Origin of the sequence: Roseateles noduli, assembly GCF_050626985.1 — a bacterium.
In the GTDB taxonomy this organism is placed as follows: Bacteria; Pseudomonadota; Gammaproteobacteria; order Burkholderiales; family Burkholderiaceae_C; genus Roseateles; species Roseateles noduli_A.
Genome location: NZ_CP192463.1, coordinates 3116565 through 3131364 on the forward strand (window position 1 = coordinate 3116565; position 14800 = coordinate 3131364).

Sequence of the window (14800 nt, forward strand, 5' to 3'; positions counted from 1 at the left end):
CTGGCTTCTGACCTTGCCCAGGTGGCGGAATTGGTAGACGCACTAGTTTCAGGTACTAGCGGGTAACTCCGTGGAGGTTCGAGTCCTCTCCTGGGCACCAAATTCGAAAAGCCGGCCTCGTGCCGGCTTTTCTCATTGGCGCCCCGTCGAGGACTCGAATGGCAGTGCCGCGCGCCCGAAGGTGGGGCTGCCGGCACCCCTCTCCGCTCAATCGCCTCCTCACGCTCGGCATTCGCTCCGAGGGGCGCCGGCAGCCCCACCTTCTCGACACCGAGCATGCGTACTGCAGCGGCATGGCGCGCAAGAAAAAAGGGCTGACACGTGTCAGCCCTTCGTTCATCAGATCGCGAATTTCTTCGCCAGCGCATCGGGGCGCAACGCGTCGTAATCTTCGAACGGCTGATGGATCCACGGGCTGGTTTCCAGCATCTCGACGTAGTAGTCCGGCGTGTATTCCGAAACGCTCTTCGTCCAGATCACTGCCGAGCGCAGCTCGCTGATCGACGGCATGCCGCGCAGCCGTTCCACCACGGCCTTCAGCGTCACGCCCGAGTCCGCCAGGTCGTCCACCAGCAGCACGCGGCCCGCCAGTTCGCCCTTGGGCATGGTGATGTACTTGGCGATGTCCAGACGCCCCTGGATCGTGCCCGCTTCCGCGCGGTACGAGCTGGTGGACATGATGCCCAGCGGCTTGTCGAACACGCGCGACAGCACGTCGCCGGGACGCATCCCGCCGCGCGCCAGACACAGGATCTGGTCGAACTCCCAGCCGGAGGCATGCACCTTCAGCGCCAGGCGTTCGATCAACAGGTGGTATTCATCCCACGACACGTACAGATGTTTGCCGTCGTCGGTCAACATGGGGGAGGCTCCTCAGCGATGGATGGGGTCAGGTCTGGATAAGACGGAAAACGACAGGGGCCGAGCGGTCGCTCAGTCCTTGAACGGATGCTGCAGCAGGATGGTGTGCTCGCGATCGGGGCCGGTGGACACCATGGCGATCGGCGCGCCGATCACCTCTTCCACGCGCTTCAGGTAGGCAATCGCGTTGGCCGGCAGTTGGTCCCACTTCGTGATGCCGAAGGTCGACTCGGTCCAGCCGGGGAAGACTTCATAGACCGGCTTGCACGCGACGATCTCGTCGGCGTCCAGCGGCAGGATGTCGATCTGCCTGCCGTCGAGCTCATAGCCCACGCACATGTTGATCTCGGCCAGTCCGTCCAGCACGTCCAGCTTGGTCAGGCACAGGCCGGTGATGCCGTTGATGATGATCGAGCGCTTCAGCGCGGCGGCGTCCAGCCAGCCGCAGCGGCGGGCGCGACCGGTGACGGTGCCGCGCTCCTGGCCGACCGTCGACAGGTGGTGACCCACGGTGCCCGGGGTCTCCCAGTCCAGCTCGGTCGGGAACGGGCCCGAGCCCACGCGCGTCGCGTAGGCCTTCGTGATGCCCAGCATGTAGTGCAGCATCTGCGGACCCACGCCGGCGCCCGCGGCGGCGTTGCCGGCCACGCAGTTGCTCGAGGTCACGTACGGATAGGTGCCGTGGTCGATGTCCAGCAGCGTGCCCTGCGCGCCTTCGAACAGGATGTTCTGACCGGCCTGATGCGCCTTGTGCAGCATGTAGCCGACGTCGGCCATCATCGGCCTGATCTGGTCGGCCAGCGACATCGCATGGTCGAAGATCGGCTGGAACTCCAGCGCCTTGCCGTTCAGGTAACCGGTCAGCGCGACGTTGTGCAGGTCGATCAGTTCCTTGAGCTTCTTCGCGAAGCGGTCCGGATGCTTCAGGTCCTGCACGCGCAGCGCGCGGCGGGCGACCTTGTCCTCATACGCCGGGCCGATGCCCTTGCCGGTCGTGCCGATCTTGCCGCTGCCGCTGCTCTCGCGCAGCGCCTCGCGGGCGCGGTCGACCTCGACGTGGAAGGGCATGATCAGCGGGCAGGACTCGCTGATGTACAGGCGCGAACGCACCTCGACGCCGGCCTTCTCCAGGCGCTCGATTTCCGACAGCAGATGGGTCGGGTCCAGCACCACGCCGTTGCCGATGTAGCAGGCGACGCCGTCGCGCATGATGCCCGACGGGATCAGCTGCAGCGCCGTCTTCACGCCCTTGATGACCAGCGTGTGGCCGGCGTTGTGGCCGCCCTGGAAGCGCACCACGCCTTGCGCGTGGTCGGTCAGCCAGTCGACGACCTTGCCCTTGCCTTCGTCACCCCATTGGGTGCCGACGACCACCACATTGCGCCCGCGCGCGATCTCACTGCTTTGCATGTCGTTCATCCGATGATTTGGAGGTTGAGGGTGGAGGGGCGAATCGCGTCGCTCACAGCGATCGCAGCACCCATTGACCGCCGGACTGCACCAGCTCGCGGTCGCATTCGAATTCGTCGTTCTCTTGCTCGTGGCCCGGCAGGACGCAGACCACCGTCTCGCCCTGCTCGCGCAGACGGCGGACCGCCGCGCGCAGATGGGGATCCTCGCCCCACGGGGCGCGCACCGCGGCCCGCAGCGACGTGGCGGGGATCAGTCCCACCAGCGTCTTCAGGTCCAGGCTGAAACCGACGGCGGGACGACGCCGGCCGAAGACCGCGCCGACCTCGTCGTAGCGGCCGCCGCGCAGCACCGCATCGCTGCCGCCTTCCGCATACAGCGCGAAGCGGACGCCGCTGTAGTAGCCGAAGCCCGGCAGATCCGCCAGATCGACACCGATGCGAACGTCGGGATACGCCGCGCGCAGGTGATGGACCAGCCACTCCAGATCGTCCAGCGCGGCCGTGACCAACGCATTCACCGGCAGCGCGCGACGCGCGTCCGCCAGCACCTCGACACCGCCATACAGGCGCAGCAGCGTCTGCAGCGCGGCGACGACGTCGTCGGGCAATTCATTGGAGAACGCCGCCACGCCGGCAGCGTCCTTGGCGGCCATAGCAGCCACCAGTGCGCTCAGACGATCCTCGCCGAGCGCATGTTCGCCGAGCACGCCGCGCACCAGGCGCGCGTCGCCCAGGTCCAGCACCAGGCGCGTGACGCCGGCGCGTTGCATCGCGTCGATGGCCAGTTCCTGCGCTTCGAGATCGGCTTCGAGACCGGCATGGCCGTAGATCTCGACGCCGAACTGGAGCGGCTCCCGCGTCGCGGTCAGGCCTTCGGCGCGCGTGTGCAGCACCGGGCCGCAGTAGCACAGGCGCGTCACGCCGGCGCGGTTCAGCAGGTGGGCATCGATGCGGGCGACCTGCGGGGTCGTGTCCGCGCGCAGGCCCAGGCTGCGACCGGAGAGCTGGTCGACGAGCTTGAAGGTCTTGAGATCCAGCGCCTGGCCGGTGCCGGAAAGCAGCGAGTCGAGATGCTCCAGCATGGGAGGCATCACCAGCTCGCAACCGTAGGTCCGCGCCATGTCCAGCAATTCGCGCCGCAGTTCTTCGATGCGGCGAGCCTGGGAGGGCAGGACGTCAGCAATGTGCTCGGGCAGCAGCCAAGCAGAGGCCATGGACGTTCAGGGAGGGGGTTAAAAACGGCATTGTACCGGGGTCGCGACGTGCCTCGACCGCCGGAACCCTCAGGCGGGGGTCCGGCGCGGGTTCGTCAACGATCCAGCAAGGCTTCGCGATGGGCCGCGCGCGGCCCGATCACCGTCTTGTGCGTCGTCCCGCTGCCTCGCAATGCTCAGAGCAAGAGCAGCAGCAGGGCGCCGCACAACAGACTGGCCAGGCCGAGGAATCGCAGCTGGCCGTCGCTCATGGCCAACAGCTTCGAGAACAACTGGCGCCATGCGCCAGGATTCAGGAAAGGCAACAGCCCCTCCATGATCAGCAGCAACGCCAGCGCCGCCAGCCACTTGTCGCCGTTCATGATGGGGCCGCCCTCCCCGGCTGCTGCCGGTCAGCCTGCTGACGAGGGCCGGTCGACCCGGAGGTCGCCAGGGCCGGCCCTTCCAGAAGTCACTTCTTCGGCGCAGCCGCTGCCGGGGCGCCGGGGCCGCCGTTGCGCATCGCGTTGAAGAAGGGGCTCGACGGGTCGAGCACCATCACATCGTTCTTGCCCTTGAACGACGCCTGATAGGCATCGAGCGAGCGATAGAACTGCGCGAATTGAGGATCGCGGCTGAAGGCCTCCGAATACAGCGCCGCCGCCTTGGCGTCGCCCTCGCCCTTGATCTTCTGCGCGTCGCTGTAGGCCTCGGCGGTGATCACGTCGCGCTGCTTGTCGGCATCGGCCTTGATCTTTTCGCCTTCGGCCGCGCCGGTGGAGCGCTGCTCGTTGGCGGCGCGGGCGCGTTCCGTCTTCATCCGGTTGTAGACGGCCTCGGTGATGTTGGCCGCGAAGTCGACGCGCTTGACGCGCACGTCGACGATCTCGATGCCCAACTCCTTGGCAGTGCCCTCCAGACGCTTGCGGACGTCCTGCATGACCTTCTCGCGCTCGGTCGCCAGCACGGCGGCCACGGTGCGCTTGGTCACCTCCTCGTTCATCGCGGAATTGACCACCGGGCTCAGTCTCGATTCGAGATTACGCAGCTGGCTGCCGTTGTTGCGGATGAACTGCTTGGGATCGACGATGCGCCACTTGACCAGCCAGTCGACGACCAGGCTCTTCTTCTCGGCGGTGAAGATGGCGCGGGGCTCGGACGAGTCCAGCGTCTGGACGCGGCGGTCCAGGAAGACCACGTTCTGCAGCGGCGGTGGCAGCTTGAATTTCAGGCCGGGTTCGGCGATCACGTCCTTGATCTCGCCCAGCGAGTAGACGACCGCGTACTGACGCTGGTCGACGACGAACAAGGTCGAGCTGGCGATCATGAACAGGATCAGCAGACCGACGACGACGGAGACGATGCGATTCATTGTTGTGGGCTCCTGTCGATCAACGGCCGTCGCGTTCGCGGCTGCGCATGCTGTCGCGCGAGCGCGGGTCGGTGCTCAGCGCGGGACTGGCCGTCGACGCATCGGCCGGCGCGACCGTCGGCACGCTGGTCGTGACGGTCCCCGTCTGCTGCTGGATCAGCTTGTCTAGCGGCAGGTACAGCAGGTTGGAACCGCTCTTGTCCACCATCACCTTGGTGACCCGCGAGTAGACCTGCTGCATGGCGTCGATGTAGAGGCGGTCGCGCGTCACGGCCGGCGCCTTCTGGTACTCGGCCAGCACGGACTTGAAGCGCTGCGCATCACCCTCGGCGTACGAGACGACCCGGGCACGGTAGGCCTCGGCGTCCTCGCGCAGGCGGGCCGCCTGGCCCTGGGCGCGCGGGATCACGTCGTTGGCGTAGGCCTCGCCCTCGTTCTTCAGGCGTTCGCGATCGGCGTTGGCGCGGAAGGCATCCTCGAAGGAGGCCTGCACCTGCTCCGGCGGTTGCACGCTGTTCAGGTTGACGGCGGAGATCTGGATCCCCGTCTTCAGCCGGTCCAGCTGCTGCTGGATCGATGTCTGCAGCTCCGTGGCGATCTGGTCGCGCTTCTCGTAGAGCACGGCATTCGCCTCGTTGCGACCGACGATCTCGCGCACCGCCGACTCCGACGCCAGCGTGACGGCTTCGTCGGTGTTGACGTTCTCGAACAGGTAGTCGCGCGAATCCTTCAGCCGGTACTGCACGGTGAAGCGCACGTCGATGATGTTCTCGTCCTGCGTCAGCATCGACGAATCGCGCAGGCCGGTCGCCTGACCGACCGTGTTGCGACCGATCTCGACCGACCGAAGCTGCGTGACCGAGACGACCTCGTGCGCCTGGAACGGATACGGGAAGCGGTACTGGATGCCGGCATCCACCGTGCGGCTGTACTTGCCGAACGAGGTGACCACGCCCTGCTGACCTTCCTGCACGATGAACAGGCCGCTGGCCAGCCAGCCGAGCAGCACCACGCCGACCACCAGGCCGGCGCCGATACCCGCGCCGCGCATGTCGGGCTGGGGATTGCCGCCGCCCGAGGAGCCATTGCCGTCATTGCCGCCGCGGCCGCCGAACAGGCGCGAGAGCTTGCGGTTGAAGTCGCGCCACAGCTCGTCCAGGTCAGGCGGGCCTTCGTTGCGGCCATTGCTCATCCAGAGCCCCAGCCGGCGGCGCAGGCTGCCGGCTCCACCCCGCGGGTCACGTCCACCACCGGCGACGGACATGCGATCGTCTTGATTCATACGCATCCTGATGAGGAAGTCTTGTTGCAAGTATCGGGCATCGGCGAACGGCCTCAGCCTGTGCGTCCCTGCGGATGATCCTGCGGGTCCGACTGATTTTGGGGCGGGTCCTGAGGGTTCAAGTCGACATCGTCGGCATCGCTCCCATCCGCCTCTCCAGCCTCTTCGGCTCCGTCGTCGGCATCCGTCATGCCGCTGTACTCGGGCACCGGGGCGGCCTGCATCAGCGACGCGATCATCGTGCGCAGCTCGTCCAGGCCTTCGCCCTTGGCCGCGCTGACGAAGATCCGCGGCAGACGCTGTCCGCCGTGCTCGCCGCCGACGCGCGTCAGCCAGTCCTGCAGCTGGCGCGGACGCTGGTTGTCCTCCAGCAGATCGAGCTTGTTGTAGACGAGGATCTGCGGGATGTGCTGCGCGCCGATCTCGGCGAGCACCCGCTCCACCTCCTCCATCTGCTCGGTCAGCACCGGGCTGGCGGCATCCACGACATGCAGCAGCAGGTCGGCGTCGGCCGCCTCCTGCAGCGTGGCCTTGAACGCCTCGACCAGCTTGTGCGGCAGATCGCGGATGAAGCCGACGGTGTCGGACAACGAGACGCTGGTGCCGGCCTCCTCGAGGTACAGCGAGCGGGTCGTCGTGTCGAGCGTGGCGAAGAGCTGGTTGGCCGCATAGGCCCGCGCCTTGGTCAGCGCATTGAACAGCGTGCTCTTGCCGGCGTTGGTGTAGCCCACCAGCGAAACACGGAACACGCCGTTGCGCGCACGGGCGCGACGCTGCGTGGCGCGCTGCTTCTGGACCTTCTTGAGCCGTTCCTTGATCGACTTGATGCGGTCGTCGATCATCCGGCGGTCCAGCTCGATCTGGCGCTCGCCGGGGCCGCCGCGCATGCCGATGCCGCCGCTCTGACGTTCCAGATGGCTCCAGCGACGCACCAGGCGCGTGGCGAGGTACTGCAGCCGCGCGAGTTCCACCTGCAGCTTGCCCTCGAAGCTCTGCGCGCGGGCCGCGAAGATCTCCAGGATCAGCGCGGTGCGGTCGGCCACGGGCACGCCGAGGTGGCGTTCCAGGTTGCGTTGCTGCGCGGGGGAGATGGCCTGGTCGAACAGCACGGTGTGGGCGCCGAGCGCCTGCACCATCAGCTTGATCTCGTCGGCCTTGCCGGAACCGATGAACAGCGCCGCGTCGGGCGCCTTGCGCCGCGCGACGACCCGCGCGACCGGGGTGTCACCGGCGGACTCTGCCAAAAGCGCAAGTTCGTCGAGGGTGGGGTCGAAGGCCTCGCCGCGGCCCAGATCGACCCCCACCAGAATGGCACGCGCCGCCTCGGGGGGCGGCGTCGAATGGGTGGGGTCTTGTGTGGTCAATCAGCTTCAGCTGGCGTCGTTGCTCTCGCCGGTGTGGAAGTTCACCGCACGGCCCGGCACCACCGTCGAGATGGCGTGCTTGTAGACCATCTGCGTGACCGTATTGCGCAGCAGCACCACGTACTGGTCAAAGGACTCGATGTGGCCCTGCAGCTTGATGCCGTTCACGAGGTAGATGCTCACAGGAACATGCTCCTTGCGCAGCAGGTTCAGGAAGGGATCTTGCAAGAGTTGTCCTTTGTTACTCACGATATGCTCCGTGTTAGAGAGGGAGAGGTGTTGGAACCTCGCACCTTATCACAGCACCGGGTTTCCCCGGGCCGGCCCGTCCTCAGGTTTCGGCGAACGGGTTTTTCGAGGAACGCAACTCGATCTTCATCGGCGTGCCCACCAGCTTGTAGTGGTCGCGGATGCGCCCTTCCAGATAACGCTTGTAGACGTCGCTGACGCCTTCGAGCGCATTGCCGTGGATGACGACGATCGGCGGATTCATCCCGCCCTGGTGGGCGTAGCGCAGCTTCGGACGCGAGATGCCCGAGCGCTGCGGCTGCTGATGCTGCACCGCTTCCTGGATCAGGCGCGTCAGCACCGGCGTCGTCATCTTGCGGTAGGCGGACGAATAGGCGTCCGCCAGCGCCTTCCACAGCGGGCCCAGGCCCTGCCGCTTCAGCGCGGAGATCTTCAGGATCGGCGCGAAGCGCAGGAAGCCCAGGCGCGTCTGGATCTGGCGCTCGATGGTCTCGCGCTGGTAACTGTCGATCGCGTCCCACTTGTTGATCGCGATGACGACCGCCCGGCCGCTGTCCAGCGCGTAGCCGGCGATGTGCGCATCCTGGTCGGTGACGCCCTGCGTCGCGTCGATCAGCAGCAGCACCACGTTGGCGTCGGCAATCGCCTGCAGCGTCTTGACGACCGAGAACTTCTCGATCGCCTCGAAGACCTTGCCCTTGCGGCGCAGGCCGGCGGTGTCGATCAGCTTGAACTTCTGGCCGTTGTGCTCGAAGTCGACGCTGATGGCGTCGCGCGTCGTGCCGGGCATGTCGAAGGCGACCAGGCGTTCCTCGCCGAGCCAGGTATTGATCAGCGTGCTCTTGCCGACGTTGGGACGGCCGGCGACCGCGAGGCGGATCGCCCGTTCGTCGTCAGGACCGGCACCCTCTGCAGGTTCCTCGTCCTCGACCGGCGCCTCGAAGCTGTCCAGCACCGCCTCGAGCAGCGAGCGGATGCCCTGCCCGTGCGCGGCCGAGACCGGATGCGGCTCGCCCATGCCGAGCTCATGGAACTCGGCCAGCAGCGGGCTGTCGCTCATGCCTTCGGCCTTGTTGACGGCAATGAAGACGCGCTTGTTGCACTGGCGCAGATAACGACCGATGTCCAGGTCCTGGCCGGCCAGGCCTGTGCGGACGTCCAGCACGAAGATGACGGCATCCGCCTCGGCCACGGCCTGGCGGGTCTGCTTGGCCATCTCCTTGACGATGCCGGTGGTGCTGTCGGGCTCGAAGCCGCCGGTGTCGATGACGATGAACTCGCGATCGCCCAGACGACCGTCGCCGTAATGGCGGTCGCGCGTGAGGCCGGCGAAGTCCGCGACGATGGCGTCGCGGCTCTTCGTCATCCGGTTGAACAGCGTGGACTTGCCCACGTTGGGGCGGCCCACCAGGGCGATCACAGGTTTCATATCAGTCTTGGCGCAGCGCGAACAGGCGTCCGCTGCGGGTGGCGATCAGCACCGTGCCGCCGAGCTGCACCGGCGCCGCGGCGATGCCGGAGCTGTCGGTCTGCAGGCGCTGCACGGTCAGACCCTTGTCCTTGGACAGGAAATGCACGTAGCCCTCGCTGTCGCCGACGATGACCGACTTGTCGGTCACCAGCGGCGCGCTGAGCTTGCGGTTCTGGAACTGGTCGGCGGTCCAGACGACGTCGCCGGTGCGGGTGCCCCAGGCCGTCAGGCGGTCGGAGGCGTCGCCGCCGACGACGATCGTCGCGTCGGCGCCCACGCCGCGCAGGCCGGCGTTGTTGCGGGTCCAGACCGTGTTGCCGCGTTCACCGTTGACGCAGGCGACCGCCGACTGGAACGCACGGGCGCAGAAGACGTCGTTGTCCCGGGCCAGCGGACCGACCAGGTCGGCCAGGCGTTCGACTTCGTTGGTGCCGCGCGGGTTGGCGATGGTCGCTTCCCACATCAGCAGGCCGCGGGTGGGGTCGATGCCCGCCAGGCGCGAGCCCTGCCCCACCAGCAGCGTGTTCTGGTAGGCACCGAGCACGCCGGCCTGCTGCAGCGTGAGCGGCTCGCCCGGACGGCGCAGTTCCCACAGGCGGCGGCCGTCGACGGCGTCGAAGGCCAGCACCGCGCGGTCCAGCGTCAGCACGAACACGCGCTCGCCGGCGACGAACGGCGACGTCACGACCGGGGTCGTCATCGTCTTGCGCCACAGGATCTTGTCGCCCTCGGTCACGACCAGTTCGTTGTCGCGCGTCACGGCCGCGGCGAAGCGGCCATCGCTGCCGACGCCTGCCGTCAGGCCCTTGCCGATGTCGGCGCGCCACAGCGTGGTGCCGTCGTTCGCGGAGATCGCGCTGATGACGCCGTCGGAGCCGCCGACGACGAAGCGGTCGTTGACCGCCGTGATCGTCAGCGGGAACTTGACGCTGTCCACGCGCGCTTCCCAGGCCACGCGGGCCTGGAGCGACGGCGTGATGTTCTCCAGCGCCGCCGGCTTGGGCGCGGTGGAGCTGCTGAACAGCGAGCAGGCGCCCAGCGTCGCCGCGACCCCGCCCAGCAGCAGCGCGCGGGCCAACCGACCGAGGGTCAGGCCGGCGCTCATTGAGGGGCTCCCGCGGCGGGCTCGTCCCCGCCGACGGCCACGCCCAGGCTGGCCAGCTTCACTTCGAGCAGGCGGCGATAGTCGAGCTGCTTGTCCAGTCCGTCATAGGCCTTCTTGAACTCGGTCTTGGCGACGTCCGGCTTGTTCTGCAGCAGCGCCAGGTCGCCGCGGCGATCGGCCACCAGGGCTGCGAAGTCCGCGCTCTTGACGGCGTCCAGCGTCTTGCCGGCTTCGTCGAACTGCTTGGCGTCCATCTGCAGCGCGGCCAGGCGCAGGCGCGCCAGATCGCGGTAGGCATCGCCCTTGGCGTTGGCGGCGGCCCAGGTCAAGGTGGCGCGCGCGTCGTCGGCCTTTTCCTTGTCCAGCTGCAGCTTGGCGGTCAGCAGCGCGGCCTGCGCGGCGTAACCGGTGCCGGCGTAATCCTGCTTCAGGTTGCCGAAGACGGCGACGCTCTTGCCCAGGTCGGCGGCCTGCGTCGCACGCTGCAGCTCACCGAACATCGCGGCGGCCTTTGCGGCTTCCGTGCGCTGCCAGTAGTTCCAGCCGGTCCAGCCGGCGTAAGCCACCAGCGCCAGCGTCAACAGCCAGGTGATCGGATTGCCCCAGCGCTTCCAGAACGCCTTGAGCTGCTCCAGCTGTTCCTGTTCTTCGAGATCGAGATGAGACGCCATGTGCGAGTGAGGGTCCGGGTTGAAATTCGAGGTCGCGATTATGCGGTGCGCAGGTCGGCCGCCCATGCAGCGACCGTGTTAAGCGGGCGTGTCACCTGTTCGCCGTCGCCGCGCAGCGGCTTGACGGCGACTTCGCCGCGGGCGAGTTCGTCGGGACCGAACACCAGCGCAAAGCGCGCGCCCGAGGCGTCGGCCTTCTTGAACTGCGACTTGAACGAGCCGCCGCCGGCGTGCATCTGCACCGCGACGCCTTCGGCGCGCAGCGCCTCCAGCACGGGGATGGCCTGCGGCAGCACGGCCGCGTCCGGCAGGATGGCGTAGACGTCCGGGGCCGACGACGGCACCGGCAGGCCGAGCTCGTCGATCAGCAGCAGCAGACGCTCGATGCCCAGGCCGAAGCCCACCGCCGGCGTCGGCTTGCCGCCGAGCTGCTCGAACAGGCCGTCGTAGCGACCGCCGCCGCAGACCGTGCCCTGGGAACCGAGCTGGTCGGTCACCCATTCGAAGACGGTCAGGTTGTAGTAGTCCATGCCGCGCACCAGGCGCGTGTTGATGCGGTACTCCAGGCCGGCGGCGTCGAGGATCGCGCGCACGGCGTTGAAGTGCGCCAGCGTCTCCTCGCCGAGGAAGTCCATCAGCTTGGGCGCGGCTTCGACCACGGGCTGCATGGCCGGATTCTTCGTGTCGAGGATGCGCAGCGGATTGGTGTGCAGGCGGCGCTTGCCGTCTTCATCGAGCTTGTCGGCGTGCGCCTCGAAGTGGGCGATCAGCGCGGCGCGGTGCGCGGCGCGCTCCTCCGGCTGGCCCAGCGAGTTGAGCTCCAGCCGCACGTGCTCGCCGACGACCAGACCCAGCTCCTGCCACAGGCGGCGGACCATCAGGATGATCTCGGCGTCCACGTCCGGGCCGGCGAAGCCCAGCGCCTCGACGTCCAGCTGGTTGAACTGGCGGTAGCGGCCCTTCTGCGGGCGCTCATGGCGGAACATCGGACCCAGCGTCCACAGACGCAGCGGGCCGTTGTACAGCGCGTTGTGCTCGACCATCGCGCGGACGATGCCGGCGGTGGCTTCCGGACGCAGCGTCAGCTGGTCGCCGTTCATGCTGTCGGTGAAGGAGTACATCTCCTTCTCGACGATGTCGGTCACCTCGCCCAGGCCGCGCACGAACAGCGCGGTCGGCTCGACGATCGGGGTCAGCATGTACTGGTAGCCGTAGCGCTGCAGCACGCCGCGCAGCGTGGTCTCGAACCAGCTCCACAGCTGGCTGCTCGGCAGCTTGTCCTTGCGGTCGACGCTGGCCGGGAGGATGTCGTTCATCCCCTTGACGGCCTGGATGTTCTTGCTCATGCGGTGGTGGTAGGCGCGCCGAAGCGCTTTTCAATGTAGGTCTCGACCAGGGCGTGGAACTCGCCGGCGATGTTGTCGCCGCGCAGGGTCAGCGCCTTCTCGCCGTCGATGAAGACGGGCGCTGCCGGCGCCTCGCCGTTGCCCGGCAGGCTGATGCCGATGTCGGCATGCTTGCTCTCGCCCGGGCCGTTGACGATGCAGCCCATCACCGCGACCTTCATGGTCTCGACGCCGGGGTACTTCTCGCGCCAGACCGGCATCTGCGCGCGCAGGAAGTCGTCGATCTGCTTGGCCAGTTCCTGGAAGGTGGTGCTGGTCGTGCGGCCGCAGCCGGGACAGGCGGTCACGCTCGGGTTGAACGCGCGCAGGCCCAGCGACTGCAGGATCTCCAGCGCGACGACCACTTCCTGCGTGCGCGATTCGCCGGGTTGCGGCGTCAGCGAGACGCGGATCGTGTCGCCGATGCCTTCCTGCAGCAGCACCGACAGCGCCGCGGCCGAGGCCACCGTGCCCTTGGTGCCCATGCCGGCCTCGGTCAGGCCCAGGTGCAGCGCGTAGTCGCAGCGCCTGCTCAGCGCGCGGTAGACCGAGATCAGGTCCTGCACGCCGCTGACCTTGCAGCTGATGATGATGTTGTCGGGGTTCATGCCCAGTTCGCGGGCATACGACGCCGACGACAGCGCCGACTGGATCAGCGCCTGGTACATGACCTGCTTGCCGTCCCAGGGGGCGGCGCGCTTCGCGTTCTCGTCCATCATCTGGGCGAGCAGTTCCTGGTCCAGGCTGCCCCAGTTGACGCCGATGCGCACGACCTTGTCGTACTGCATCGCGGCCTCGATCATCTGGGCGAACTGGCGGTCCTTCTTGTCGCCCTTGCCGACGTTGCCCGGATTGATCCGGTACTTCGACAGCGCCCGCGCCATGGCCGGATGCTCGGTCAGCAGCCGGTGGCCGTTGTAGTGGAAGTCGCCGACCAGCGGGACGTCGATGCCCATGCGATCGAGCTGCTCGCGGATGTGCGGGACGGCGTCGGCGGCCTCGGCGTTGTTGACGGTGATGCGGACCAGCTCCGAGCCGGCCTGCGCCAGCTCCTTGACCTGGATCGCCGTCTCGATGACGTCGACGGTGTCGGTGTTGGTCATCGACTGCACGCGCACCGGCGCGTCGCCGCCGATGGTCACCACGCGGTTGCCCCAGCGCACCTGCGCCTGGCGCGAGCGGCGCGCGGAGGGCGCGGCGGCGGCGATCAGGTCGGACAGATCGTGGGCTTCGGCGTTGGCTTCAGCGTTGGCTTCGACGAAATCGGGAGTGGCTGGCTTGTCCATCTTGCGGCGCTCTTGCGAAAGGGGTACGGCTGGTGCGGCGCCCGTTGGCTCGGGTGGGTTCAGTTCAGTTCGAGACGGGCGACGTTGTCGCGCGACCGGGCGGCGAGGTCCACCGTCTGGCCGCGGAACACCAGTTCCGTGCCGGACACATTGCCCACGCGCAGCTTCAGCGGCGCGACGCCATTGACGTCGACGAGATCGCCCGGACGCAACAGTCTGGACAACAACACCTGGCCCTTGGCGTCGACGACCTCGACCCAGGACTCCGCGCTGGCACGGACCTTCAGCGGCGAGGTGCCGGGCGCGGGGGCGCCGGCCTGGACCGGTGAGCCGGCAGTCGCGGATGCGGTAGCGGTCGGGGCCGAGGGCGTGGCCTGGGCGGCGACATTCGGCGCAGGTGCCATGGTCGCCGGTGCGGTGGTGACCGGTGTCGGTGCCGTCGTCGTCGCGGTGGCGCCTTGCGACGGCGGCGTCGACGTTCCGGCTGCCACCTGGCCCCCGGGCGTGGTCTCGGAGGCGCTCACCACGGGCGCCTCCACGTTGGTCGACGGCGCTTCCGTCACGGCCGGCGGCGTGCCGGCGACGTTGTCCGGTCCCGGCGCCGTGGCGGCGGAGTCGGCCGGCCGCAGGCGCTGCGTGACCTGATCGATCCAGCTCGACGGGATGGCATAGACGGCCACGGCGGCGATCAACAGCACGCCGATCCCCAGCACGGCCGGGCGCTTGAGCAGTTCCGTCGACAGCGCGGGCTCCTGGCTCACCGAGCGCTCGCGGAACGGCTGGTTCAGGCCCGGTGTCACGCGGTCGAGCGAGGCCTCGCCGCCGCCGCTCGGCAGCATCTTCAGCACCGGTTCGGCCTCGACTTTCAGCACGCGGCACATCGAGCGCGCCAGCGCCCGCGCGAAGGTTGCATCGGGCAGATCCTTGTAGCGATCGGCCTCCAGCGCCTCCAGCTTCGATTGCGGCACCTTCAGCGTCGCGGCCAGCGCGGCGATGTGCAAGCCGCGAGCTTCGCGCGCGCGGCGCAGGGCCTCGCCCGCGGTGACCGGCGCCAAGGCGGGGGCGGGTGCGTGCGTGGATGCCGGGGCGGAAGCGCCAGGCGCTTCCCCGTTCGTCGCCTCGTCGGCGGCCGTCGGAGTCATGCGATGT

General features: G+C 68.0%; 14 protein-coding genes and 1 tRNA gene. 1 reads left to right on the forward strand and 14 read right to left on the reverse strand.

Annotation, left to right across the window (positions count from 1 at the left end):
• Positions 1–15: 15 nt before the first annotated feature.
• Positions 16–100: transfer RNA gene (locus ACQ4L4_RS13615), tRNA-Leu, on the forward strand.
• A 239-nt stretch (positions 101–339) separates the two neighbouring features.
• On the opposite strand, the gene ACQ4L4_RS13620 is transcribed toward ACQ4L4_RS13615, so the two are convergent.
• From ACQ4L4_RS13620 to ACQ4L4_RS13685, 14 genes are all read right to left on the reverse strand, one after another.
• Positions 340–861: a phosphoribosyltransferase gene (locus ACQ4L4_RS13620; RefSeq protein ID WP_067275520.1), complete on the reverse strand. Its 522-nt coding sequence runs from the start codon at positions 859–861 to the stop codon at positions 340–342.
• Between the two features lie 72 nt (positions 862–933).
• Positions 934–2271 (reverse strand): adenylosuccinate synthase, encoded by a 1338-nt coding sequence (locus ACQ4L4_RS13625; protein WP_431104714.1) that lies wholly within the window; start codon positions 2269–2271, stop codon positions 934–936.
• A 52-nt stretch (positions 2272–2323) separates the two neighbouring features.
• Entirely contained in the window at positions 2324–3487 is a 1164-nt protein-coding gene (locus tag ACQ4L4_RS13630; RefSeq protein ID WP_431104715.1) for an ATP phosphoribosyltransferase regulatory subunit, read from the reverse strand.
• 176 nt (positions 3488–3663) lie between these two features.
• Positions 3664–3849, reverse strand: coding sequence for a DUF2065 domain-containing protein (locus tag ACQ4L4_RS13635; RefSeq protein ID WP_431104716.1), 186 nt, complete (start codon positions 3847–3849; stop codon positions 3664–3666).
• A gap of 89 nt (positions 3850–3938) precedes the next feature.
• Positions 3939–4838: a protease modulator HflC gene (gene hflC / locus ACQ4L4_RS13640; RefSeq protein ID WP_431104717.1), complete on the reverse strand. Its 900-nt coding sequence runs from the start codon at positions 4836–4838 to the stop codon at positions 3939–3941.
• Between the two features lie 19 nt (positions 4839–4857).
• Entirely contained in the window at positions 4858–6120 is a 1263-nt protein-coding gene (hflK, locus tag ACQ4L4_RS13645) for an FtsH protease activity modulator HflK (RefSeq protein WP_431104718.1), read from the reverse strand.
• A gap of 53 nt (positions 6121–6173) precedes the next feature.
• Positions 6174–7484, reverse strand: a complete 1311-nt coding sequence (hflX, locus tag ACQ4L4_RS13650) for a GTPase HflX (protein WP_431104719.1) — start codon at positions 7482–7484, stop codon at positions 6174–6176.
• A gap of 6 nt (positions 7485–7490) precedes the next feature.
• Complete coding sequence (hfq, locus tag ACQ4L4_RS13655; RefSeq protein WP_067275532.1) at positions 7491–7733, reverse strand: RNA chaperone Hfq; 243 nt, start codon at positions 7731–7733, stop codon at positions 7491–7493.
• Positions 7734–7815: 82 nt separating this feature from the next.
• Positions 7816–9162 (reverse strand): ribosome biogenesis GTPase Der, encoded by a 1347-nt coding sequence (gene der / locus ACQ4L4_RS13660; protein ID WP_377152656.1) that lies wholly within the window; start codon positions 9160–9162, stop codon positions 7816–7818.
• 1 nt (position 9163) lies between these two features.
• Complete coding sequence (gene bamB / locus ACQ4L4_RS13665) at positions 9164–10309, reverse strand: outer membrane protein assembly factor BamB (RefSeq protein WP_431104720.1); 1146 nt, start codon at positions 10307–10309, stop codon at positions 9164–9166.
• On the reverse strand, positions 10306–10980 hold the full coding sequence (locus ACQ4L4_RS13670; RefSeq protein ID WP_431104721.1) for a YfgM family protein: 675 nt from the start codon (positions 10978–10980) through the stop codon (positions 10306–10308). Before ACQ4L4_RS13670 ends, bamB begins: the two co-directional genes overlap by 4 nt.
• A 38-nt stretch (positions 10981–11018) precedes the next feature.
• On the reverse strand, positions 11019–12326 hold the full coding sequence (gene hisS / locus ACQ4L4_RS13675; protein WP_431104722.1) for a histidine--tRNA ligase: 1308 nt from the start codon (positions 12324–12326) through the stop codon (positions 11019–11021).
• A complete protein-coding gene (gene ispG, locus ACQ4L4_RS13680) occupies positions 12323–13651 on the reverse strand; it encodes a flavodoxin-dependent (E)-4-hydroxy-3-methylbut-2-enyl-diphosphate synthase (protein WP_431104723.1) in 1329 nt (442 codons plus the stop codon). The genes hisS and ispG overlap by 4 nt, the downstream gene beginning before the upstream one ends.
• Before the next feature lie 59 nt (positions 13652–13710).
• Complete coding sequence (locus tag ACQ4L4_RS13685) at positions 13711–14793, reverse strand: helix-turn-helix domain-containing protein (protein WP_431104724.1); 1083 nt, start codon at positions 14791–14793, stop codon at positions 13711–13713.
• Positions 14794–14800 lie beyond the last annotated feature (7 nt).

Bases quoted from the DNA above. Each gene is read 5' to 3' on its own strand.
- ACQ4L4_RS13620 (WP_067275520.1), bottom strand. From the start codon at position 861: ATGTTGACCGACGACGGCAAACATCTGTACGTGTCGTGGGATGAATAC.
- ACQ4L4_RS13625 (WP_431104714.1), bottom strand. From the start codon at position 2,271: ATGCAAAGCAGTGAGATCGCGCGCGGGCGCAATGTGGTGGTCGTCGGC.
- ACQ4L4_RS13630 (WP_431104715.1), bottom strand. From the start codon at position 3,487: ATGGCCTCTGCTTGGCTGCTGCCCGAGCACATTGCTGACGTCCTGCCC.
- ACQ4L4_RS13635 (WP_431104716.1), bottom strand. From the start codon at position 3,849: ATGAACGGCGACAAGTGGCTGGCGGCGCTGGCGTTGCTGCTGATCATG.
- hflC (WP_431104717.1), bottom strand. From the start codon at position 4,838: ATGAATCGCATCGTCTCCGTCGTCGTCGGTCTGCTGATCCTGTTCATG.
- hflK (WP_431104718.1), bottom strand. From the start codon at position 6,120: ATGAATCAAGACGATCGCATGTCCGTCGCCGGTGGTGGACGTGACCCG.
- der (WP_377152656.1), bottom strand. From the start codon at position 9,162: ATGAAACCTGTGATCGCCCTGGTGGGCCGCCCCAACGTGGGCAAGTCC.
- bamB (WP_431104720.1), bottom strand. From the start codon at position 10,309: ATGAGCGCCGGCCTGACCCTCGGTCGGTTGGCCCGCGCGCTGCTGCTG.
- ACQ4L4_RS13670 (WP_431104721.1), bottom strand. From the start codon at position 10,980: ATGGCGTCTCATCTCGATCTCGAAGAACAGGAACAGCTGGAGCAGCTC.
- hisS (WP_431104722.1), bottom strand. From the start codon at position 12,326: ATGAGCAAGAACATCCAGGCCGTCAAGGGGATGAACGACATCCTCCCG.
- ispG (WP_431104723.1), bottom strand. From the start codon at position 13,651: ATGGACAAGCCAGCCACTCCCGATTTCGTCGAAGCCAACGCTGAAGCC.
- ACQ4L4_RS13685 (WP_431104724.1), bottom strand. From the start codon at position 14,793: ATGACTCCGACGGCCGCCGACGAGGCGACGAACGGGGAAGCGCCTGGC.